We start from the raw sequence: 19,290 nt of genomic DNA, 5'->3' as shown, positions 1-19,290 counted from the left end.
TAATAATTAAAGATTAACGATTAATAATATGAAACGAATAATTTTTTTAATAGCATTAGTAATAACGCTTTTCTCATGCGAAATTGAAGGACAGATACCTGGTATTGGGGCAATGCAAAAGCCTGTAATTTCAGCAGATTCTTCTCCAGTAAGATGGGATATAACTTCCTACGAATCGGTTCAAACAGCTTACTTTAGAAATGACAATATTTCTTATGCGTATTTATTATGGTTCTCAGGCGATGGAACAAAGTTTTTTTACGGCTCTACTTCTAACGATAGAGTTTATTCTTATAGTTTATCAACAGCTTGGGATATATCTACTGCAAGTTACGATAATGCTTATTTTTCAGTAAGTCAAGATGGCACACCGTTTGGTTTGACGTTTAGCGAGGATGGGGCTAAAATGTTTATTGCGGGTAGTGCTAATGATCGCATTTATTCTTACAGTCTGTCTACCTCTTGGGATATATCGACGGTAAGTTACGATAATGTTTATTTTTCAGTTTCGGGGCAAACCGGTTCACCTTTTGGCGTAGATTTTAGTGTTGATGGATTTAAAATGTATGTTTCAGGCACAAGTAACTTATATGAATATACATTATCGACAGCTTGGGACATATCTACTGCAAGTTACGTTCAAAATATTGGTGTGACAAATTCAAATCCTCATGTATGTTTTTCAAATGATGGTTATACGTTTTGGATAACCGAATTAGGGAACAATAGAATATCTCAATACGATTTGTCTACCGCTTGGGATATATCAACGGCTGCTTATAATAATTTCAAGTATATCAATGGCTTAGGTGATGCGTCCTTATATGTTTATGAGTTTGATAATTATGCTTATGCCTACTCAATGAATAGATATACTTACTACATATGGCAAGGAATTATTTATAAACAATGAAACACCTACTATACATATCAATACTTCTTTTCTCGCTTGCAGCAAGTGGGCAAAGATACCACAGAGTAGCTAACGGTGAAATAGTACAATCGGGTTCAATACCCAAAACCTTTGTAAGAGCCACAGGAACCGTTTACGGCTACGATAACCTATCGGATAGTATTTGGTATGCCGATGGTTGGCGAACCGAGGTAGTACCCGAATATAACAGCGAAACACAACGTTTAGGTGCACTGTATTACGATGCGGCAAATGATTATGTAACCAGGAGTGTAAACGATTTAACGACACAAGAACTGGCCCAGCGCAAAGAAAACCTGCTGCAAAGCCTTGATGAAAATTTCGATTACGCACAAATAAAAGCATTGCTCCGCTTACTGAGTGAACCGCTTTTGCAATCGGATAGCATTACAACGGAAGAACTGGAAGTACTAAGCGGCATTTATAAACAATACCGCGAGGGAGTAGCCTATGAAGCCGGAGAAGTGTTTGTATACGATTCAACTTTGTATAAGGTAGTACAACCACACACCTCGCAAGCCGATTGGTTTCCCAATCAAACCCCGGCACTGTATACACCATTTACACCTCCGGGGCAAGTTGCTGAGTGGGTACAACCTACCGGCGCACAGGATGCCTATAACCTGGGCGACCGGGTACTATTTAACGGCAGCACCTACGAAAGCCTTATTGATGCAAATACGTGGAGCCCCACCGTTTACCCGGCAGGATGGCAGTTGATTGAATAATTAAAAAGCTATGTACAAAGTTGAAAAAATAACATTCACCTATGAAGATTACGGGCAATACGAAAGTTTGTTGAATGCCTTTTACGAAGAAGGATGGGAAGTGGATGAAACGCTTAGTATTCGCCAGTACAAAATGCTAAAGCAGGAACATCATGTTATCCGATTCAAACAAGTACAAAAATAAAACCGAGCGCGAATTTGAATCTCAGGTAAAAAGTAGAATTAAAATAACAATACCCATGGGAAGGAAAAAGCGAAGTAAGAATAAAACACCGGAGCAGCTTCAGCAGGAAGCTATACAGCGCATACACGAAAAAGCAGCAGAGAAGAAAAGCCGGAAATGGTTAAAAGGAGCGAAGGAAGTTTTTTTGGGACTGTTAGGAATGAAATAAAAACCCAATAATAAGTTGTGATAAAATGAGCGAAAAAGACATTGCTTTTATAACCGGACTTAAAAAAACGCTTTGGCAAATTGCCGGTTCGTTGGCTCTTTTGGTAGTAGTAAGTGGTGTAGGATTTTACTACAAAACAAATGATCGATTAAATTACGTGGAGAAGGAACAGGCGAGGATTGAACAGAACAAAGCAGATCGGAATGTTTACGAAGTTACGATCAAAGAAATTCATAAAGATATTTCGGAAATAAACCGGAAACTGGAATTTAAAGCTGATAAACAATGAGCCAAAAATTAATTGAAATAGCATTGGCCGAATATGGTGTGAAAGAGATTGCAGGAGAGCGCGACAATAAAACTATCCTGAATTACGCACACGAAGCCGGTCATACCTGGGTAAACGATGATGAAACGCCCTGGTGCAGCATTTTTGTTGATTGGGCATGTATGAAAGCCGGACTGGAACGTACCCATAAAGCCAATGCCCGTAGTTGGTTGGAAATTGGAGAAATACCGGCATATCCTCAAATGGGGGATATAGTTGTTTTCAAAAGGGGAAATTCAAGTTGGCAGGGGCATGTAGGCATCTTCATAAACATTGATGAGGATGGATTGATAAACGTACTCGGAGGAAACCAGGGCAACCAGGTATCGATCCGTTTATACCGCGATAAGGATTTATTAGGATTCAGACGATTAAAAGAAAAATGAAAAAGTTACTCTTAAAATTATGGTACTGGGTTATGAAGCTATTGAAAGGGCTTGATAAAGCAGTTGACCGATTGGTACCCATTGCTTCGGCAGTTGTTGAGGGTGTAAAAAAAGGTATTGAGACCGGTAGTATAGATATAATTGGCGAGGTGGTAAAAACAATTATTCCCGGAGAGTTCGACGACTTTATTATAAATAAGGCCATTGCACTGGCCCGTAAGCATATACCCACTATTTCAATGCAATTAAATATTGTTAGCGAAATAGCAAACATAGAAGATCCGGAAGAACAGTTAATTGCCCTATTCGCGAAACTTAAGTATACCGAAGGCGAATTGTGGCAAAAGTTCTGCACACAATTGGCGCAACAAATATTGGTTGATTTATCCAATACCGACGATACGCCAAATGAAATTACCTGGGGAGAATCAGGAGTTTACGTTGAGCTTTATTATAAAACATTTATTCAAAACGCAGCATAATGGGACTATTAAACATTTTAGCAGATGTTAAAGGATGGGTATCGGGAATAAGCCTGTTAGGTGTTATTTCTGTTGCCTGGTTGTTCATCAAGAAAAAAGGATGGGCATTGGTAATTGACAAGTACTCTAAAAAAGGAACAATCCTTTTTAAAGAAGTTGGAGAATTGTTCTTCAGTTTATCGGACCTGTCGGATAGGATAGATAAGTCTATCAAAGATGATGGTTCGTTGATTGAGAACAATGTAAAAGAGGCCATTGCTGCCGGAAAGGTGGTAAGGGCCGAATTGGACGATGTTATCATTGAGATAAGGCCGAAAGATGCCGGTAAAACGGCATTGACAGGTGGTACACCATAAGTTGTGGTAAGGTTTGCAATGAATCCCGGTGGGAGGCCGGGATTCTAAAACCCTGACCCCCTTTGTCCGTCAAAGCCGGACATTTCCCCCTGAAGGGGGAAAGAACAGCCTTCGTGCTGAAAAGGATGGATTGATGTAATAGGAATTTAAAAGTTAACAGACATGATGGTATTTTGGTACGAAATAAAAAACGTGTTTGCCCGGGCAAAGTACGACAGTGTTCAGTATTTAAAAGAACACAAGGATGAGCTTGGAATAGCAAAGCTTGATGATGTTTCGATGGGCGATGGCGATGAGAAATTTGTAAAGAAGCTGATAAAAGAAGCTGCAATAAAAGTGTTTGGCATGATGGAGCCTTATACACACGACCTTGCCAACCTGGAAACTCCACTGGAGGGTTTTGAATGGGATGTAACCTACACCGATGAGGAAGAAAACCAAACCCAAAACTGTGTAGTGTTCCGTATGATTGAAACCGAAACCATGAGCACCACAATACTGCCGCTAATGGAAAATGCCATTGAAAATGCTTTGGTAAATTATGCCATTGGCAAATTCCTTCCTCACAACAACATAGATGGCGGTTTTTTTATGAATGAGTACGAAAGTAACCATAGCGACCTTTTGGGATATATAAACCGCAGGAAAGGCTTAAAACGAAAATATAAAATGTTTTAATTATGTCAGTAGTAGTTAACGATAACGATATTGTATTTACCTACACATTAGCGACCTTAAACGATAAGGTGCAACAACTGAGTGCCCGTGCTGCACAATCGTTTCCTCCGGAAGAAGGAATATCGATGGTAGATAAATACGCGGTGACTGACGATGAGCAGGACACCATTATTCTGAAAATGAAAGATGCTGGTAAACAGGTGTTTCAATATTTTGGTAAGTTGACATTTGGAATAACCAATGCCCAAACAATAACCGATGCCAGTGTAGAATTAAAAATTAAAAAGGAAACGGGAGGAAACCCCAATACACCCAAGGATATTGATTTGGTAATTGAGGAGGCTTTGGTGAATTACATATTGGGCGAGTGGTTTGTAATAAAGGGCCGAATGGACCAGGCACAAGCCTATTCCACTTTGTTTAACCTGAAAATAAGGGAAATATTACGACTTAGTGCCGAGTTGCGGAAACCGGCGATCGGTTAATATTGATATGTAATTGGGGAGTGTGACCCCTTTTGTCGGCCTCGCACAAGCCTTACGCCGACATTTTCCCCTGAAGGGGGAAAAGGATAAGGAATCGCTACGCGATATATTTTCATATGTTAGGTTTAATAGGAAAGAAGCCCCGTGGTGTTGACTACGGGGCTTTGCATATATGCAAGCTGGCTGTCATATATGCAAGTTTTTTGGTTTTGGCTTGTGACCCCCTTCCTCCGTCAGCCGACGGAGACTTCCCCCTAAAAGGGGAAGGAGCAGCCTTCTTTTTTCAGTTGATTGTTTTTTAGGAGGCCCAACGGAGTTGAATAGAGCCGAGGTGTTTTGTTGTTACGTGGGTGTAAATTTCGGTAGTTTTACTGGAGGCATGGCCCAATATTTCCTGAATATATCTTAGGTCGGTTCCCTGCTCCAGTAAGTGTGTTGCGTAGGAGTGCCGTAAAGTATGTGAAGTTACGTTTTTAGTAATTCCGGCAGCTTGTACGGCTTTGGTTAGTACTTTACGAATTGAGGTAGGAGAATACAATCCGCTTTGTCCGGGAAACAGGAGAAATTTAGGTTTGTATTTACGGTAGTACTGGCGCAGGTGGACCAAACAAACCTGATCGAGTGGGATGTTACGGTCTTTGTTTTGTTTTGAATTTTTAACGATGAGGACATTTCGTTTGCTGTCAATATCGGATAAAGTAAGTGCCGGAAGTTCCGAAACTCTTAAACCATGTGTGTAAATTGTCTCTATCATCGTTCTGTGCTTGAAATTTCCAATCTTCTCCAAAATCATATGTATTTCCTCGATTGAAAGAACGACAGGTAATTTACGGTCTTTAAACGGCCTCTGAAGGTAATATGTTTTTCGCGGCTGATTTAACACTTTTTCGTAGTAGAATTTAATGGCGTTAATCTGCATATTGATATAGGGTTTTGATGCTGCTATATCGAACAGTGATTCCAGGTAATCGAGAATACTTTGTTTTGAGATATACCGGTAATCTTCGCCATCGAAATAAGCCAGAAAACTTTTAAAAGCCGACAGATAGGATTTTCGGGTACTTTCAGCCATTCCACGAATCTTTAATTCGCGTGTGTAATCTTTTAGCAATTTCACATTTTTCATACTGTAAGTGTTTAGTATTAAGTGTGTTTTAATGGGGGTTGTTTATTCGAGCGTTAGCGTTCAGTTAGCATGTCTGATAATATCTGCTCAACTGAATCGCTAAATATATGTTTGCTTTGTCCGTAGTAAACCATAAGCTCCTCCATGCTAACCGTTCGCTTCGCAACGCTAACAAGCTGTATAATTAATGCTTTGTTCTCGTCCGTAAGGTGCTGCCATATACTCTCTTTGTCTTTTAGGTATTCTAAAGTTTCACCTAATTCAAAGTTTATCATTTCCCAAAATATTTGTTCTTGTTCATCCATCGCTCAGTAATTTTAATGTTTATATCTCGTATTTAATTCTCTGCAAATTTGGTAAAGCACACTAATCATACAGCCGTACCGGTAATGCCTAAAAAGGTTATTACATAACTTTGAAATCGAAGAATTAAGGCACATACCGCTAACACGTTGTATAAAACATGCTTGCGGTCGTACCTAGTTCAATCTTCGGTGCGTAATTGGAGCAAAATAATAATGCCACACGCACAACTACTTTCCATAAAGTTCGCACTTATCAATTAAGTCTTGCAAGTCCATAATTCTTGCAGCTATCATTTTCGGCAAATACTTTATCATTTCAGTTTTACGTTCTCCACCAACCATACTTCCTTCATCTGTAAATCCATCACACATAGATAGAATGCCGAAAAGTTCGTTTCTAATCTCTCTTTTTGTCAAAACTCTGTTATTTTCCATAATAGAAAGGGTTTTACAAAGCCCGCCCAAGGCATTATTATTTTTTCTCTAGTATCAAGTTCAGTAGGATATTTCGCACGTTTCATACAACCATACGTTAGCGCGCATTTTAAGAAGCGATTAATAAGTTCGATACTCAATATTAAAAACGTTCGCTTCGCCGCGCTAACATGTGGTATAATGCAAAGCTGTTCGGCTCATTGTAGTAACTGTTCTGCAAACTCGGAACAATTAAAAACAAAAGCCAACACACATATTAGTCAAATTCACCTTGCTCTATCTTCTCTTTGTATTGGTTCAGTACAGTTATTACTTTCTCTTTTCCGTATCCTTCCAAATGTTCACGGGATGCAGTTATGCAATCTTTTATTGTTTTTCGGTGAAGCATCAAGCAAAATCCAGTTTCCTCATGCGTAGCAGTATAGCCAGTTTTTGTTTCATGTCTTCTAGTTACATGGAAGTTTTCGCCAAATACTTCAAATTTGGCAAATGATTTAACTTCCTTTTCTCCCATATTGGTTCTTATAATTACTGTTTCCATCTCTATTTTTGTTTTTAATTAGTGTTTCAAATAAACTTTCGTGGTGTGCCACGCTTCGACATCATACCACTATCCGTTGTAACACATTAAAACGTGTTTACAACAAATTAATATACTCCACTATGGAGGGCCTATGATACGTTGAAGGTTTGATTTTACTTTTACAGTAGTATGCTTTTCGAGGCATTTAATAAGAGCGTTAACCTTTTCTTTTGAAGGTTCGGGAACGGGTCGTTTGGCATCGGAGTTGGCCCCGATATTTACCTGGGTAGCCAAACAGGTTTCTATTAATGTATCGAATTGATGAAGATCAAAATCCATTATTGGCTCGATGGTAACATAGAGTTTTTCGTTTGGGTAATTAAATCCGAATTCGTGAGCAATTTCATTCATCCAGTGGGCGCGATCTTCGGGTTTTGGGCAATCGCGCATTTCGGTAGTGTAGTGCCGGTTGGTTTCTATTGTTGTGCACAATACAAAATCGAGTGCCTTTAGTTCGTTTTGAAAGCTGAGTAAACGTTTTGGGTTTTTTGTTTGGAACAGGTACTTATTATCAAAACGCATACAATACAACAGTATCTTTTCAATTATTTCGCTTGGAACAGCTTCGGCAAATAAATCGCTTTGGGCGCAAACGAAAATAAAGTTTCCGGATCCGAGGTTTGTTTGTAACTCGCTTTCGTACAAACGTGGTTTACCCGAATACTTTGATTTTATACCGGGCCAACGTTTTAATTTGTTTGTGCTGCAGTAAGAGCATCGATGAGGACATTCGCCGCCCAGAGGGTTCCAGGTATGAGTAACCCATGGGTACATGTTTCCTTTGCTTTTGTTCATGATGGTTAAGATTTTAAATGTAATTCTTGCCCCGTAATAGCAAAATAGAAGTTTTGCAATTGGTGAACATATTCGATTGGATTGATATAATGATCGCGAAGTTCAAAAGTGTAGTGTTTCTGCGCTTCGAATAATTTACCGGGCTTACAGAGAACAAAGCTTAATATCATTCCATCTTTATAATCGATGCCAATATAACCGGGTTTATATTCTTTATCGTCGAAACCAAACTTTCGCAACCATTCTTCAGTTAGTGGTATTGGGTTAATCAGATCGAAGGTGTGAGAATAGTATTCATTTCCTTCTTCATTGATCCATTGCGATTCACAGAATGAATAATCATTCTTTGGAGTAGTGTTAATTGCGGTGATACGATGTGTTGTTTTCTCGTAATCCACCAGATTTCCAATTCTTAATTCGTTTGATTCCATTATAGTTTAAATTCTTTAATTGATAAATCGTTGATGAGGTTCTGGAGGTGGTGAAGGAAGTTTCCTTCGGCTATTATTTTATCCGATCCGCACATACATAACCAGAACATATCTTCACCGTCGTAATTAAGCATGAAATTACTTTCAGGATAATAGAATTCTACTTTGTTTATCTTTTTGAATCCAAGCTTTTCAATACGAAATTCGTTAACTACTACCGGGCGTAATTCGGAACGTTTACGCAGCTCCACATAATCGCCGTTTACTGGATGATGAAATACTACACGGCAATAGTTTTCTGAAACTGATTTAATAGTTACCTGCACTGGTCCGGTTGTAACAATGTTTCCGGGGCGTAGTTGATCGGCAGGTATTTCGGGCAGATCGCGGTAACGTAGGCTCATGATTCAACAGGTATTGCTTTAGTGGTTTCTTGATTATTGAAATAACTACTGTTGTTATTTATCGTTTCATCAGTGTAGACACCGGCCTTGTTTTTATCGCTTGTGTATCCGGAGGAATCGGGCCTCCACCAACAGCCGTGATTTATACTCCAAACCCGATATAACTTTACATCTTTAAGTTTATCGCGAAGGACAATACAGCGTTCGTAGTTTTGTTGATCAGCTGCTTTTTGTAATTCGGAATGAAGTCTTTGAATTTGCTGATTGTGCGTTAATGGCTTACGATTTGGCAAGTCGGGTGAATAGTCAAACAGATGAAATGAAGCAATATTGTGACGTTCTCCGTTGATTAAAACCCACCACATATTATTGATATGGTGCCATACTTCACCGATTAATAATCTTCGTTTACTATTGTAAAAAGCTTTTATCTCGCCACAAATGATTTTCTTTCCATTGGCATCTTTATCGTTATAGCACATGCCAGGTTTATCCATGTATTTTGCAATATCCTGCAAGCAATAAATATCTGGTCCATGAACATGAGGGTTTTTCTGATTATCTTCAATGATCTTCTTAATATCAGATAGCGGCTTTTCAATGACAACATTAACGCCTTTCTTACGGGCATATTCAGCAAGGCGTAATACTTCGTTTCTGAAAGATAGTTTGATGAGGTAAGGCATCAATTCATACTTTCTGAAATCGTACTCGCCTCCACTTTTATGCTCTGTATTAATGTTCTGATAGAATTCAATATTAAAGCCAGTTGGAAATCTCTCGGTTTTAAATTCGAGGTTATTTTTGATTCCATACTTATGATCTTTTGTAAGGCATCGATATTCCTTCAGTATGCGAGGATCGGCAGTCACATGAAATCCTCTGCGAGATAAATACCCCAAAATATGTTCCCATAACTGGTAGTGAGGATTAAGATGATCGTCTTGGAAATTATAGCACTTCGATTCTTCATTTCTGAAGTATATAGTAGTTCTGTGAGTGCTGATTGTGAGTGTTCCTTTTGCTAAATATTTTTTCATACTATTTCGTGTAAATAAGGTGAATCGCCATAAAGTTGAGAAGCACAGGTTCCGCAGAATCCAAATTCTTTAACCTTTGGGTGTTTATAGCCACACCTGGGGCATATCTCCGGGTCGGTGAGGTAATCCTTGTTAATTAGTCGCTGTTCGCGAATACGGAATTCTTCTTCCTCTTTGCGAACGATAATTGTTATAGCCCGAACAGCTAAGAATCCGGGAATACTGATAACTGCCAGAATTAATAGGATAGTGAGTAATGTGTTCATTTTGTAAATATTTTAGGTTGAAAAAATCCGAGTGCACCTTTACAGGGAGTGAAGGGTAGAGGATGAGGTTTTTCGATAACAAAACCATTGGGACCTACGAACCAGGGCGAATCTGATTTTTGTACACAGTCGGTTATTGTGGCGTAACCGATAATGCCGCCTGTTTCTATATTTTCAGGAAAACGATCAAACCAAATTATTGGGGCTTCTTTACCCACCTTCACTATATGATCATGAAAGGCTTTAAAATCAGTTTTACATGAGGCATGAATAAGAAACAATCCTCTGAAATTTTTAAGAGTGTTCCGGTTCTCAATGTTTTTGTAGCCGTTGGTAATTAACCATGCCCACGGTTGACGGATGGATAGTGCCGGTATTGGTTTCATTTCATCAATTTCGTTCTGCTCCATTGTCATTCCACCTGCACCACAACTACCGCATTTAAAATAAACTGTTGTATCGGCTATTGTTGAGACATTTTTTAGTTTACCTGAGTTTGGAATAAAGTCGGCAATCATTGGCTTACCACATTCCGGGCATTGTATGAATTGTTGTTGTTTCATAGAATAATTATTTCAGATTCGTTATTTCGTTCGATATAGGCGAATACATCACTTTTGTTAACTTTCCGCATAACAATCATTTCTTTGTCGAATTCTTGCTTGTAGTGTTCGGCATATTGTTTTGAGAGGGTCCACGATAGTCCTCCATCGGCAGAATCGTTGGTTGCACGAAATACCTTGAAGGTATCGGGTAGTTCGCGCAATTTTTTAGCTTCTTCGGGTGTTGAGAAGAAAAACTGGCTCCGGCGATTGGCTTGCATAAGTTTTCGGAACAGTTCGGAATTTTCAACACTACCGGCAATTATCCAAACCGAGCGCATAAGCTCCCAATAACGTTCGTGCGAAAGCATCCTGCGTTCTTTCAGGAAAATAGCCAGTACTTTTTCAGGATCTCCATCAACATCCCATGCCATCATAATTCGTTTGGTTATTTTCGAATCGCGCTGCAATACCTTTTTGGGTAGGTTAGGGTAGCGGCGTGTCATTGGCACAAGCTCGTTGCTTCCTATTGGTTTAAATGTTGGTGTCATTGTCCTGGTGGTTTAATCCATGAAATCAGGATCGTTAGAATAAATGAATGTCGGACTATCGCCCATCATTTCATCACGAATAGAAACTTTAAACGGTTCGTTTTCGCGGTCGTTATCCTCATACATGGTGATAAACTTTTCATCCCATTTTGATTCGGGAATTTCTTCGGTGGATTCTATTTCGCGGTCGCCAACAAATTCAGAAAATGCCTCTTTTGCTTCTGCTTCATTTTTACCGGAAATGGCATACTCGTAATCGTCTGATTTGAATTTAAATACTTTCATAATATTTGATTTAGAATAGGGTAGGGTGTACTACCCTTTTATTTTTCTGTGATATTTTATTCTTCTTCTTTTTCTCCCAGAACATTAGCGTATTGTAGGAGAATGAGAGTAGCTGTATATGTCCGTAGTTGTATTTAAAGCCTTGTTCTTCCCAACGCTTAATAATTTTGTTTTTGAATCTATTTTGCGACATGTACCAGGCTTTCATGCTACTAATTGTTTGTCGAGTTCGTATTGTATGGTTACTTTGCCGAAAGTCATAAACAGGGCATTGCGCCACACCTGTAAAAGTTCTTTATCGGCTTCAATAGCTTCAATGTCTTTTTGTTTTCCGCGAATGGTAAGTGTTTTGTTTTCGAGTTTTGCCGGCCGGATGAGAAGGAATTTATTGAAGTATTCGGTGTTGTTTTTCAGAATTCCGAACATTACTTTCCATTTCGCAAGCAGGTTGTCGGGGCAATTTATTCCTTCGGTGGTTTGGTTGTCCCAATTTTCGGCAACCGATTCTACTGATACAATATCGAGGCCACGCGCATTTTTCCAATCTACTCCTTCGTAGTGGTTAAAGAAGGCATTTGTAACGGTAATTGGGTTTTTAAAATTCTTGAAATAGAATATTTCTAAAACTGAAAAAAATCTCTGTCTAAAAAGAGAGTTCTTATCATTCTTTATATTCTTATCATTCTTGTTAGGGTCTTGCTGCTGTTCTGCTGCTGTCTCGCTGTTGTTCTCCTGTTGTATGCGCTGCGGTATTGGCTGTTGTATTTCCTGCTGTTCTTTTTTCTGATATTCGTCGAAATTAAGGATTGTAATTATCTGTGTTACAGTCTTTTTGTCAAGTACAATCTGCTGTTCTTCTGCAAGGTCTTTTAAAAACTTTCTAACTTTTGTGCGCGACCATCCCCATCGCTCGGAAAGTTTGGGTTCACTCCAACCTACCTGACCACGTTCGACCTTTACTTTTACATCGCGGATATAAAAGAATCCGGGTTTGTGATTAGCCAAAATTAAGAGGTCGATCCATGCTTGTCCGCGCGAAAATGGTTTGATTAACCAGAGTGGATTTTCGGCTATTTTGCGATATAGTTTTATCCAACCTTCCATATCTTTTAGTTTTCAGTCTCGGTTTGTAGTTGTTTTAAAAAGTCGTACAGTTTAGCCGGTGTCGATAGGTCGATATTATTACCATTGTCCTTTACCATTCCGGGTTTGTATTTGCGTCCAAAATCGAGTTCCCAACAGAAGTATTCGCACCAGGTCATTCCGGCCTTATCGCGGAAAGTATCGCCCATACATTCGTGAATTACCTCCATAAGTGTATTGGTAATAAAATGGTTTGGATAAAGCGTATTGGCACTATCGCTTTCCGGAAATACCTGCGCCAGTAATTCGGCATTTTTACTGTCGAGATCGTTTTGTTTTTGCAGGGCTGTTATTGCTGCTATGAATACTTGTTTTTTCATTGAAATGGTTATTACCCCAAACCCCTAAAGGGGCTTAGTTTTGTGAATAGAATTTTTGCATTGCGGCGATGGTGTTTACCCGTTGTGTTTCTTCGATATTTCCGGGATGAAAAGCATCAAGTTTAAAGCGTAACCAGTATTTTTTCGGACTGGCTTCGAGTTCTTTCAGATCATCCTGAAGGCATTTTTTAGTAAACCCGTCGGTTTCGTTGTCGATGAGGTATTTTAAACGCTCCTGTTCGTTTTTATTCGCTTGATCGATGTTCATTGTAATATGTTTTATTCGAATCGGTGGATTGGATTATTTTCGCTGATATAGCCTTTAATGTTTATGATTTCATCGCGCACGTAACAGCCGCGTTTAAGTTCCTGTATAAACTGAAGGCATTGTTTCCGAATTTCAGGAACATCGTTTAACGTGGGCATCCAATGATAAAGTCTTTTGCGGTCTGAGGCCGAAATAGAGCTTCTAAATTTCTTGGTAAGGTGATCAGATAGTTTATCGCATAATTCGATAATTCTTTGGCTTTCTCCGGGAGTAACATCATTTTTAGGCATTGTTGTATCAAGGAAGTTATACTCTTCACTGGTGAGAATTTCTTTTGCTTCACGATCGATGTGATACCACTGTTTTTCTGATTGTTTAGGAGTGAATAAGTCTGATTCTTTTATCTGATAAAAAAAGACACTGTAAGGCATGTAGGCAATATTTCGCTGAAGCGATTTACGAAGTTGTTGCTTGTGGTATTTTCTGTTTTCTTTATAGAATGGGGTTAATGACTTTTTAGGAATCCACAGATTAAAAGTCACAAATTGATGATAGCTTGCATGTATGCTTACAATTATATCTTTGAACTTAAAATTGTATTGGTAAAGGATTTTATACTCATCACTATTGTCGTAAGTTGGTGTTTTAAATCGTCGAAATAAATACATAAACGATGTTGCTGTATCTAATTCACCTAACTTTTCGGCGGCCAGCGTACGGAAGTCGTTTGTAAGATGAGAATTGTATTTCTCGGGATGATTTATTCTTGATATTTTTTCCATAATTAAAATAGTATTGGATTGTCTTTACTGATAGCAGTTTTAGCGTAGCCAAACTGAGCAATTTCTTCCTGAGCTTGCAGGAAGTTTAAGAAACGTTCTTCGGCAACATCGAATTTGTAAGGATCGATTTCGCAAATGTCGAGGTAGAAGCCCAATAAGTAACAAGCAAAAGCATTGGAGAATGAACCTCCGTGAGTGTCGAGTATTTTGAAACCGGGTTTAGCGAATTTGTTTAAGCAAAATGTGTATAGTTCAACCGGTTTTTCTGTTTCGTGAATCTTCTCCAGTCGTTTAATGTTATCGCCTCCTTTGTTTGAGTAGCGGAATATTTTAGCCGGATAATCGAAAGAGGTCCATGCTATTTCAACCTGTGAAAAGTTTTCCCAGGGTTGTACTTTATCCCAAACCACTATGCAACGGGTAGGAGGCAGGTCGAAGTAATTACCTCCCCAAATAATTTGATTTTTGCTTACGCGAAACAATTCTTTAAAATATTCGGGTGGAGGTGGTTCGCTGTCCCACGAACAATCGGATTGATTAAGAAAGCGGTTGCGGAGTTTACCCCTTCCGTCGTTTAGTCTGTTTTTTGCTTTTTTGCGTACTTTAACAGCAACCGATTCGGCAGGGTACCCATTTTTTGTACGAGTAGGATGTGAGCCCATTGGCATTTTATGTGCTCCAATTGCATATTGCGGATCCACAATAGCAAGATCGTAGTGATTGTCAGGAATATCTTTCATAAAGTCCATACAATCGATGAGGTGCCTATTTATAGTGGGTTTGCTCATTTACAGCTTTTTATTTTTCATTGATATGTAAGAACCAATAAGGCCACCTGTTAACGAGCATAAAACAATAGGGATATAGGACCATCGAAAGTTTGTAATGATTTCGTTCATTGAAACGGCCCCAATGGCAATTGAAACCAACCATGCCAGATGTACAAATGTGCCTGACAATAAAACCTGGTGAATGTTTTTTGCCGAAATAGCTTTAACATTCCATGTGCGACAACCAATAAATATTAGTTGTGTTACGAATACAATAATTGAATAACGTACTATCATTTTATACTGCTTGTTTAAGTTGTTTTTGTTGGTGCCATTTTTGGAAAGCTTTAACGTTGGCTGAAATATGAGCACGAGCCATATTTACCTCTACTGCATTTCCGATAAATTTCTTTTGTTTGGTTTCGGAACCTTTCAGCACGTAGTTTTCGGGAAATCCCATAATGCGTTTTAACTCGGGTATTTTTAACATCCTTCGCTTAATATCGATGATATAGTGCAAGGCCATGAAAATTCTTATTTCGGTCATTGTTGCGCTTTCCCGGTCCTCGAACAGAGGAACAGCAAAGAATGGCCTGTTTGTTTGTTGGGCGTTAATGATTGAAACAGGAGCTTTATCTTGTCGGGCAACAATTGTTGGCGATGGTTTATCAACTGAAGAAGTAGAGCTTCCCCATCCTGGATTAAACAAAAATGATTTAACGGTAACAAGGTTTTGCTTCGGATTGGCCGTAATTGTTCCAACCGGACGATCAATACCATGAGGTTTCGAGCAGCCGTATTGTTGGTCCATCATTACAATAGTAGTAAGGCGAGGTTTTGGCACACCTGTAATTGCCGGAGAAGGCCGATCAATATCAGAATGTTGTCCACCGCTTGAATAGTAGTTAGTAAAATGTTGAATACGAACTTTAGCAAAACGGTCTTTTGTTGGAACGGTAGGGCATGGCTTATCAATAGAGCTTACATTATCGCCATTTCCGTAGTATGCAGCAAGAAAAGTTGTATTAACAACCGAGAACCTGTTTGCGGCAGTTAATGAACCAATGGGCTTATTAACAGACGTACATTTATTATCGGTATTACCTCCGTTGTATCGGTGTATAAATGCCAGCTTATGATGATCGATTCCAGTAACAGTGTGCGCCGGTCCGTTTATAGAATAACATTTTGATTCGGGGTGTCCTGAATATTCTTTTTGAAGGAATTTGTTTTCGTTTTTAGGTACGAATTTATGCAGACCGGCCAGATAACGTTTAAGCGTATCTTCGCAGTCCATTTTACCATTTCCGTTAAGTTGAAAGATTGAACGGCCTTCATCTTCAAGGTCCAGTACTTCGCGACATGCTTTCCATTTCGGAAGATCGGGGAACAATCCGTTATTCTTTGGGTTTTTGGTATGTGTATGCTCTGCCCATTCTATCGGTAGCCCTTTAGTAAAGAACTTCCCGAAATACCTGTTTCGTGAAGTAAATCCTCCGAAGTTTGCAGAGTTTTGCATACGGCTATCGTAACGATAACCAAGAGCATTTACGGCGCGGATAAAACGTACATAGTCGCGGCCTTTTAAACGTGATATTGGTTTTCCGTTTTCATCAAGTGGACCCCATGCTTTGAATTCTTCTACATTTTCAATCTCCAGTCCATCCGGTTTTAACATTTGTAAATAGCCCGGACCTTTTACATATCGTTTGTATCGTTTCGACCATTTACGGTATAAAGTCCAAGCCAGTGTGCGACTGTCGGCATCGCGGGGTTTTCCTCCTTTAGCCTTGCTGTAATTTGTACACTCTAAACTTGCCCAAAGAATGATAAGACAACCGGGATGTTCTTTTCTGAGTTTTTTAACCAGTATTTGAAGTGCTTTAATTACTTCAAAATCGCGAACATCTTCAATAAAGTGTAAACAATCGGGGTGATTGGCTTTATGACTTTCAATTGCTTCTGAATCGTGGTTTACACATGCAACAACTTTAACATTGTCGTTAACCAGGTGAATGCCGGTTGTTGTACCTCCTGCACCACTGAACAGATCGATGTAAAAAATAGGTGGCATATTGTTGTTTGTTTTATTTTTGATCAAGGTGAATTAAGCTGCCTCATTAACCTCGCGGCGAATTGTGTTGAATTCTTCGGAAGTAAATACCCATATGCGATTTCTCGACAGGTATTTATAGGTAGCTGCTATTTCTAATATTTCGTGCCGTAGGAGCTTTGTATTTGCCTTTTGGCATTCGGCATGAAGCTTATGTAGTTCATGTACATATTTTTGTCCGTGACGGGCGATGAGGCCCTTATTGTATCCTTTTTGGTTACTTCCGAGCAGTGCATTACAATGGTGGCATTGTCCGTGAATATTTTCGGGCATAAGGCGCATTTCGGGAGTGGAACCTACTGAATAGAAATGACCGGCTTCTTCAACCTTTCCGTGATCGCACGATATACAGCGACCGGCATAAAGCGCTTTATCGCGTTTCCGGATGTACGGATTAACCATTTTTTGCTGAACGTGCTGAATTAACAGGTTGGTAGGAAGTTCGTACCATTTGCGGCCTTTCTTACGTACTTTTGGTTGCGAATTATTTACCTGAACGTTGTTAACCGTTGGTTTAATTCGAATTTGTTTTTTCTGCCGTTTAAGTTTTGGGTAGTTGGCGTTTATTGTTTCGGCTCCGCGACCACCGGAACCGGCATCTTGTTTGCGTTGTTCGGCCAGTTTTGCCCTGCGTTTCTCCTGGTATTTCTGTGCAGACTTTTGCTGCTTCTCCAGTTGCTTTTTATTTTCGCAACAATTACAGCGTACAGGTCTTATACTTGTATAGTTTGGATTCCAACGAAAAGTATTATTACAGTCTGCCTCTTTGCAGGTAATTTCTATTGTTTGTTTAATTATTGCAGCCATTTCGCGTTGTTTTTTATTTTTCTTTTTCCGGGCCATCAGTAATCCAGTTCCTCGTCGTTTAATGTTGAGTAAGTAGGTTCGTATCGTTCAATGAATATTTCGAAGCGTCCTGTTCCGGGTAGAAAATGAAAGTGCAGGTCGGTAGGCTTTTTAACTGCAGCAACCAATTCGCATAAAAGGATTGTTGTAGGTTCGTCGGCCCACAGGAATTCGGTTACATAGAAATCATCATTCTCGTAATAATGTACTTCGAAACCTCCCGAAAGCTGCTCTACAAAGTTGCGTAGCTTCTGTTTGGGATGAAATTGAATAGATCCGGTAAATGGAAGCAGGTGAAGCGAAGTTCCTCTGCAGCTTTTTGTATCGGGAAATACTTTTTGTAATTGATCTGAATCCATAATAGTTGTTTTAGTTTTTTACTTTAAAGGTTGATTAGGTTGTTAAACTCCCCCGACCGTCGCCAGGGGAGAAACCTAAACCAACTACCTAATGGTGCGCCGAGTGGCGCATTATCTTTAAAAAAGGGCAGCTACGTTCTTTAAAGTTTATCTCGATAAAAAGACTTTTAGAAAAGCTACAAATCCAAACCCCTATTTGTAGATGCGACGCTTTTTGTGTAGTAAGTGCTACCCTTTTTTGTTGTCAAAATTTCAAATGAGCTACGAGCCGTTAGCTACAAGCTTTTAGTAGCGAGGGAGGGATTCGAACCCCCGACCTGTAGGTTATGAGCCTACCGAGCTGGCCAACTGCTCTACCTCGCGATGTTGCCCGGAATTGTCCGGGCTTTCCCTTCTTGCAGCCTCTCAGTGTTCGTTCTGTAAGGGATGAGGCAAATAGTTGCATTGCAACTGTGGTACCGACAGGACTTGAACCTGTACGAACTGATTTGTGACTACTGCTTCAAGAGACTTACCATAGCCAACCGGATCGATTTAGTCGTTCTGGGCAATCAAGTACGCTCCTTCTCTTGTTCCCTGCGTCTACCAATTTCGCCACGGTACCAACCAACCACTTCCGAATTGTTCCTATTCGGCAATCCTCTTGTGGCTGATTATTTCGTTACGGAGAGGTTTGCTACTAATCTTACACCTCTGGTATAATTCGACTGTCCCTCACTATTTACCCCGGATCAGACAGCGTTTCCGGTAGTCGTCATTTATCGTATCTTATGCCCTCCCTTATACTTTTAGTGGAAGATCAACCTCTCCTTTCTGTGTGGTTTCAATATTTTAAAGAACTCTGCAATTAATAGGAAGAAGGGAGTTACTGTTATTCGCTCCGATCTTCCTTTGATTATTGAATTGCTGCTGCGCCGGATACGGGACTCGGACCCGCGACCTTTGGTTTAACACGCCAACGCTCTACCCCTGAGCTAATCCGGCAAGTGGTGGGCCTTAGATTGTTGAAATAAAACAAAGAACCTCTGTTATTAAATTGAATGTGATTTGCCCACCTGTTTAACTTATTAACTTATAAGAACGCCGCCGGTTAACCTATACACCGCGAGGTTGTTATCCTCCATCCCTTCAGGGTGTCCCTCCCCCGAAATATTTTT

At 39.6% G+C, this 19,290-nt stretch carries 31 protein-coding genes and 2 tRNA genes; 10 read left to right on the top strand and 23 right to left on the bottom strand.

Annotation, left to right across the window (positions count from 1 at the left end; all coding sequences use genetic code 11):
- The first annotated feature begins 28 nt into the window (after positions 1-28).
- From G4420_RS00510 to G4420_RS00465, 10 genes are all read left to right on the top strand, one after another.
- Positions 29-913: a YncE family protein gene (locus G4420_RS00510; RefSeq protein ID WP_163321675.1), complete on the top strand. Its 885-nt coding sequence runs from the start codon at positions 29-31 to the stop codon at positions 911-913.
- The gene (locus tag G4420_RS00505; protein ID WP_163321674.1) at positions 910-1,662 is read left to right on the top strand and encodes a carbohydrate-binding protein; all 753 of its coding nucleotides are present in this window, start codon (positions 910-912) and stop codon (positions 1,660-1,662) included. The genes G4420_RS00510 and G4420_RS00505 overlap by 4 nt, the downstream gene beginning before the upstream one ends.
- Positions 1,663-1,672: 10 nt before the next feature.
- On the top strand, positions 1,673-1,846 hold the full coding sequence (locus G4420_RS00500) for a hypothetical protein (RefSeq protein ID WP_163321673.1): 174 nt from the start codon (positions 1,673-1,675) through the stop codon (positions 1,844-1,846).
- A 55-nt stretch (positions 1,847-1,901) separates the two neighbouring features.
- Positions 1,902-2,054, top strand: coding sequence for a hypothetical protein (locus tag G4420_RS00495; RefSeq protein WP_163321672.1), 153 nt, complete (start codon positions 1,902-1,904; stop codon positions 2,052-2,054).
- Positions 2,055-2,079: 25 nt separating this feature from the next.
- Positions 2,080-2,343 (top strand): hypothetical protein, encoded by a 264-nt coding sequence (locus G4420_RS00490; RefSeq protein ID WP_163321671.1) that lies wholly within the window; start codon positions 2,080-2,082, stop codon positions 2,341-2,343.
- The gene (locus tag G4420_RS00485) at positions 2,340-2,768 is read left to right on the top strand and encodes a TIGR02594 family protein (protein ID WP_163321670.1); all 429 of its coding nucleotides are present in this window, start codon (positions 2,340-2,342) and stop codon (positions 2,766-2,768) included. Before G4420_RS00490 ends, G4420_RS00485 begins: the two co-directional genes overlap by 4 nt.
- Positions 2,769-2,800: 32 nt before the next feature.
- A complete protein-coding gene (locus G4420_RS00480; protein ID WP_163321669.1) occupies positions 2,801-3,250 on the top strand; it encodes a hypothetical protein in 450 nt (149 codons plus the stop codon).
- Positions 3,250-3,606 carry a hypothetical protein gene (locus G4420_RS00475; protein WP_163321668.1) on the top strand — a complete coding sequence of 119 codons (357 nt, stop codon included), beginning with the start codon at positions 3,250-3,252 and terminating at the stop codon, positions 3,604-3,606. Before G4420_RS00480 ends, G4420_RS00475 begins: the two co-directional genes overlap by 1 nt.
- Positions 3,607-3,768: 162 nt before the next feature.
- Positions 3,769-4,284 carry a hypothetical protein gene (locus tag G4420_RS00470; protein ID WP_163321667.1) on the top strand — a complete coding sequence of 172 codons (516 nt, stop codon included), beginning with the start codon at positions 3,769-3,771 and terminating at the stop codon, positions 4,282-4,284.
- A 2-nt stretch (positions 4,285-4,286) separates the two neighbouring features.
- Positions 4,287-4,769 (top strand): hypothetical protein, encoded by a 483-nt coding sequence (locus G4420_RS00465; RefSeq protein ID WP_163321666.1) that lies wholly within the window; start codon positions 4,287-4,289, stop codon positions 4,767-4,769.
- Between the two features lie 298 nt (positions 4,770-5,067).
- On the opposite strand, the gene G4420_RS00460 is transcribed toward G4420_RS00465, so the two are convergent.
- From G4420_RS00460 to G4420_RS00350, 23 genes are all read right to left on the bottom strand, one after another.
- The gene (locus G4420_RS00460; RefSeq protein WP_163321665.1) at positions 5,068-5,895 is read right to left on the bottom strand and encodes a tyrosine-type recombinase/integrase; all 828 of its coding nucleotides are present in this window, start codon (positions 5,893-5,895) and stop codon (positions 5,068-5,070) included.
- Positions 5,896-5,948: 53 nt separating this feature from the next.
- On the bottom strand, positions 5,949-6,200 hold the full coding sequence (locus tag G4420_RS00455; RefSeq protein ID WP_163321664.1) for a hypothetical protein: 252 nt from the start codon (positions 6,198-6,200) through the stop codon (positions 5,949-5,951).
- 228 nt (positions 6,201-6,428) lie between these two features.
- Positions 6,429-6,635: a hypothetical protein gene (locus tag G4420_RS00450; protein WP_163321663.1), complete on the bottom strand. Its 207-nt coding sequence runs from the start codon at positions 6,633-6,635 to the stop codon at positions 6,429-6,431.
- A gap of 256 nt (positions 6,636-6,891) precedes the next feature.
- Entirely contained in the window at positions 6,892-7,176 is a 285-nt protein-coding gene (locus tag G4420_RS00445; protein WP_163321662.1) for a hypothetical protein, read from the bottom strand.
- A gap of 120 nt (positions 7,177-7,296) precedes the next feature.
- Entirely contained in the window at positions 7,297-8,013 is a 717-nt protein-coding gene (locus G4420_RS00440) for a DUF5131 family protein (RefSeq protein WP_163321661.1), read from the bottom strand.
- Positions 8,014-8,018: 5 nt separating this feature from the next.
- A complete protein-coding gene (locus tag G4420_RS00435) occupies positions 8,019-8,444 on the bottom strand; it encodes a hypothetical protein (RefSeq protein WP_163321660.1) in 426 nt (141 codons plus the stop codon).
- Positions 8,444-8,848 carry a hypothetical protein gene (locus tag G4420_RS00430; RefSeq protein WP_163321659.1) on the bottom strand — a complete coding sequence of 135 codons (405 nt, stop codon included), beginning with the start codon at positions 8,846-8,848 and terminating at the stop codon, positions 8,444-8,446. The genes G4420_RS00435 and G4420_RS00430 overlap by 1 nt, the downstream gene beginning before the upstream one ends.
- Positions 8,845-9,888, bottom strand: a complete 1,044-nt coding sequence (locus tag G4420_RS00425; protein ID WP_163321658.1) for a UvrB/UvrC motif-containing protein — start codon at positions 9,886-9,888, stop codon at positions 8,845-8,847. Before G4420_RS00425 ends, G4420_RS00430 begins: the two co-directional genes overlap by 4 nt.
- Positions 9,885-10,154 carry a hypothetical protein gene (locus G4420_RS00420; protein ID WP_163321657.1) on the bottom strand — a complete coding sequence of 90 codons (270 nt, stop codon included), beginning with the start codon at positions 10,152-10,154 and terminating at the stop codon, positions 9,885-9,887. The genes G4420_RS00425 and G4420_RS00420 overlap by 4 nt, the downstream gene beginning before the upstream one ends.
- On the bottom strand, positions 10,151-10,717 hold the full coding sequence (locus G4420_RS00415; protein WP_204273553.1) for an ASCH domain-containing protein: 567 nt from the start codon (positions 10,715-10,717) through the stop codon (positions 10,151-10,153). Before G4420_RS00415 ends, G4420_RS00420 begins: the two co-directional genes overlap by 4 nt.
- Complete coding sequence (locus G4420_RS00410) at positions 10,714-11,247, bottom strand: hypothetical protein (RefSeq protein WP_163321656.1); 534 nt, start codon at positions 11,245-11,247, stop codon at positions 10,714-10,716. The genes G4420_RS00415 and G4420_RS00410 overlap by 4 nt, the downstream gene beginning before the upstream one ends.
- A gap of 12 nt (positions 11,248-11,259) precedes the next feature.
- The gene (locus G4420_RS00405; protein WP_163321655.1) at positions 11,260-11,532 is read right to left on the bottom strand and encodes a hypothetical protein; all 273 of its coding nucleotides are present in this window, start codon (positions 11,530-11,532) and stop codon (positions 11,260-11,262) included.
- A 204-nt stretch (positions 11,533-11,736) separates the two neighbouring features.
- On the bottom strand, positions 11,737-12,636 hold the full coding sequence (locus G4420_RS00400; RefSeq protein WP_163321654.1) for a hypothetical protein: 900 nt from the start codon (positions 12,634-12,636) through the stop codon (positions 11,737-11,739).
- Positions 12,637-12,641: 5 nt separating this feature from the next.
- Entirely contained in the window at positions 12,642-12,995 is a 354-nt protein-coding gene (locus G4420_RS00395) for a hypothetical protein (RefSeq protein ID WP_163321653.1), read from the bottom strand.
- Positions 12,996-13,029: 34 nt separating this feature from the next.
- Entirely contained in the window at positions 13,030-13,263 is a 234-nt protein-coding gene (locus G4420_RS00390; protein WP_163321652.1) for a hypothetical protein, read from the bottom strand.
- Between the two features lie 11 nt (positions 13,264-13,274).
- Positions 13,275-14,045, bottom strand: coding sequence for a hypothetical protein (locus tag G4420_RS00385; RefSeq protein ID WP_163321651.1), 771 nt, complete (start codon positions 14,043-14,045; stop codon positions 13,275-13,277).
- A gap of 2 nt (positions 14,046-14,047) precedes the next feature.
- Entirely contained in the window at positions 14,048-14,833 is a 786-nt protein-coding gene (locus tag G4420_RS00380) for a site-specific DNA-methyltransferase (RefSeq protein WP_204273552.1), read from the bottom strand.
- Positions 14,834-15,112, bottom strand: coding sequence for a hypothetical protein (locus G4420_RS00375; RefSeq protein WP_163321650.1), 279 nt, complete (start codon positions 15,110-15,112; stop codon positions 14,834-14,836).
- 1 nt (position 15,113) lies between these two features.
- The gene (locus G4420_RS00370) at positions 15,114-16,889 is read right to left on the bottom strand and encodes a DNA cytosine methyltransferase (protein ID WP_163321649.1); all 1,776 of its coding nucleotides are present in this window, start codon (positions 16,887-16,889) and stop codon (positions 15,114-15,116) included.
- Positions 16,890-16,922: 33 nt separating this feature from the next.
- A complete protein-coding gene (locus tag G4420_RS00365) occupies positions 16,923-17,735 on the bottom strand; it encodes a recombination protein NinG (protein ID WP_163321648.1) in 813 nt (270 codons plus the stop codon).
- A gap of 35 nt (positions 17,736-17,770) precedes the next feature.
- Positions 17,771-18,133, bottom strand: coding sequence for a hypothetical protein (locus G4420_RS00360; protein ID WP_163321647.1), 363 nt, complete (start codon positions 18,131-18,133; stop codon positions 17,771-17,773).
- Positions 18,134-18,422: 289 nt separating this feature from the next.
- A tRNA-Met gene (locus tag G4420_RS00355) sits at positions 18,423-18,496 on the bottom strand.
- A 549-nt stretch (positions 18,497-19,045) separates the two neighbouring features.
- Positions 19,046-19,117: transfer RNA gene (locus G4420_RS00350), tRNA-Asn, on the bottom strand.
- Positions 19,118-19,290: the final 173 nt, after the last annotated feature.

Source organism: Draconibacterium mangrovi, assembly GCF_010586825.1.
Lineage (GTDB): Bacteria > Bacteroidota > Bacteroidia > Bacteroidales > Prolixibacteraceae > Draconibacterium > Draconibacterium mangrovi.
This window is presented reverse-complemented; position numbering and strand designations above follow the sequence as displayed.

Excerpts from the sequence above, each read along its gene's own strand:
- G4420_RS00495 (WP_163321672.1), top strand. The coding sequence starts at position 1,902 with ATGGGAAGGAAAAAGCGAAGTAAGAATAAAACACCGGAGCAGCTTCAG.
- G4420_RS00460 (WP_163321665.1), bottom strand. The coding sequence starts at position 5,895 with ATGAAAAATGTGAAATTGCTAAAAGATTACACACGCGAATTAAAGATT.
- G4420_RS00365 (WP_163321648.1), bottom strand. The coding sequence starts at position 17,735 with ATGGCTGCAATAATTAAACAAACAATAGAAATTACCTGCAAAGAGGCA.
- G4420_RS00485 (WP_163321670.1), top strand. The coding sequence starts at position 2,340 with ATGAGCCAAAAATTAATTGAAATAGCATTGGCCGAATATGGTGTGAAA.
- G4420_RS00370 (WP_163321649.1), bottom strand. The coding sequence starts at position 16,889 with ATGCCACCTATTTTTTACATCGATCTGTTCAGTGGTGCAGGAGGTACA.
- G4420_RS00375 (WP_163321650.1), bottom strand. The coding sequence starts at position 15,112 with ATGATAGTACGTTATTCAATTATTGTATTCGTAACACAACTAATATTT.
- G4420_RS00430 (WP_163321659.1), bottom strand. The coding sequence starts at position 8,848 with ATGAGCCTACGTTACCGCGATCTGCCCGAAATACCTGCCGATCAACTA.
- G4420_RS00405 (WP_163321655.1), bottom strand. The coding sequence starts at position 11,532 with ATGAAAGTATTTAAATTCAAATCAGACGATTACGAGTATGCCATTTCC.
- G4420_RS00395 (WP_163321653.1), bottom strand. The coding sequence starts at position 12,995 with ATGAAAAAACAAGTATTCATAGCAGCAATAACAGCCCTGCAAAAACAA.
- G4420_RS00505 (WP_163321674.1), top strand. The coding sequence starts at position 910 with ATGAAACACCTACTATACATATCAATACTTCTTTTCTCGCTTGCAGCA.
- G4420_RS00390 (WP_163321652.1), bottom strand. The coding sequence starts at position 13,263 with ATGAACATCGATCAAGCGAATAAAAACGAACAGGAGCGTTTAAAATAC.
- G4420_RS00435 (WP_163321660.1), bottom strand. The coding sequence starts at position 8,444 with ATGGAATCAAACGAATTAAGAATTGGAAATCTGGTGGATTACGAGAAA.
- G4420_RS00380 (WP_204273552.1), bottom strand. The coding sequence starts at position 14,833 with ATGAGCAAACCCACTATAAATAGGCACCTCATCGATTGTATGGACTTT.
- G4420_RS00480 (WP_163321669.1), top strand. The coding sequence starts at position 2,801 with ATGAAGCTATTGAAAGGGCTTGATAAAGCAGTTGACCGATTGGTACCC.
- G4420_RS00450 (WP_163321663.1), bottom strand. The coding sequence starts at position 6,635 with ATGGAAAATAACAGAGTTTTGACAAAAAGAGAGATTAGAAACGAACTT.
- G4420_RS00415 (WP_204273553.1), bottom strand. The coding sequence starts at position 10,717 with ATGAAACAACAACAATTCATACAATGCCCGGAATGTGGTAAGCCAATG.
- G4420_RS00510 (WP_163321675.1), top strand. The coding sequence starts at position 29 with ATGAAACGAATAATTTTTTTAATAGCATTAGTAATAACGCTTTTCTCA.
- G4420_RS00465 (WP_163321666.1), top strand. The coding sequence starts at position 4,287 with ATGTCAGTAGTAGTTAACGATAACGATATTGTATTTACCTACACATTA.
- G4420_RS00470 (WP_163321667.1), top strand. The coding sequence starts at position 3,769 with ATGATGGTATTTTGGTACGAAATAAAAAACGTGTTTGCCCGGGCAAAG.
- G4420_RS00455 (WP_163321664.1), bottom strand. The coding sequence starts at position 6,200 with ATGGATGAACAAGAACAAATATTTTGGGAAATGATAAACTTTGAATTA.
- G4420_RS00385 (WP_163321651.1), bottom strand. The coding sequence starts at position 14,045 with ATGGAAAAAATATCAAGAATAAATCATCCCGAGAAATACAATTCTCAT.
- G4420_RS00475 (WP_163321668.1), top strand. The coding sequence starts at position 3,250 with ATGGGACTATTAAACATTTTAGCAGATGTTAAAGGATGGGTATCGGGA.
- G4420_RS00400 (WP_163321654.1), bottom strand. The coding sequence starts at position 12,636 with ATGGAAGGTTGGATAAAACTATATCGCAAAATAGCCGAAAATCCACTC.
- G4420_RS00425 (WP_163321658.1), bottom strand. The coding sequence starts at position 9,888 with ATGAAAAAATATTTAGCAAAAGGAACACTCACAATCAGCACTCACAGA.
- G4420_RS00360 (WP_163321647.1), bottom strand. The coding sequence starts at position 18,133 with ATGGATTCAGATCAATTACAAAAAGTATTTCCCGATACAAAAAGCTGC.
- G4420_RS00420 (WP_163321657.1), bottom strand. The coding sequence starts at position 10,154 with ATGAACACATTACTCACTATCCTATTAATTCTGGCAGTTATCAGTATT.
- G4420_RS00445 (WP_163321662.1), bottom strand. The coding sequence starts at position 7,176 with ATGGAAACAGTAATTATAAGAACCAATATGGGAGAAAAGGAAGTTAAA.
- G4420_RS00500 (WP_163321673.1), top strand. The coding sequence starts at position 1,673 with ATGTACAAAGTTGAAAAAATAACATTCACCTATGAAGATTACGGGCAA.
- G4420_RS00440 (WP_163321661.1), bottom strand. The coding sequence starts at position 8,013 with ATGAACAAAAGCAAAGGAAACATGTACCCATGGGTTACTCATACCTGG.
- G4420_RS00410 (WP_163321656.1), bottom strand. The coding sequence starts at position 11,247 with ATGACACCAACATTTAAACCAATAGGAAGCAACGAGCTTGTGCCAATG.
- G4420_RS00490 (WP_163321671.1), top strand. The coding sequence starts at position 2,080 with ATGAGCGAAAAAGACATTGCTTTTATAACCGGACTTAAAAAAACGCTT.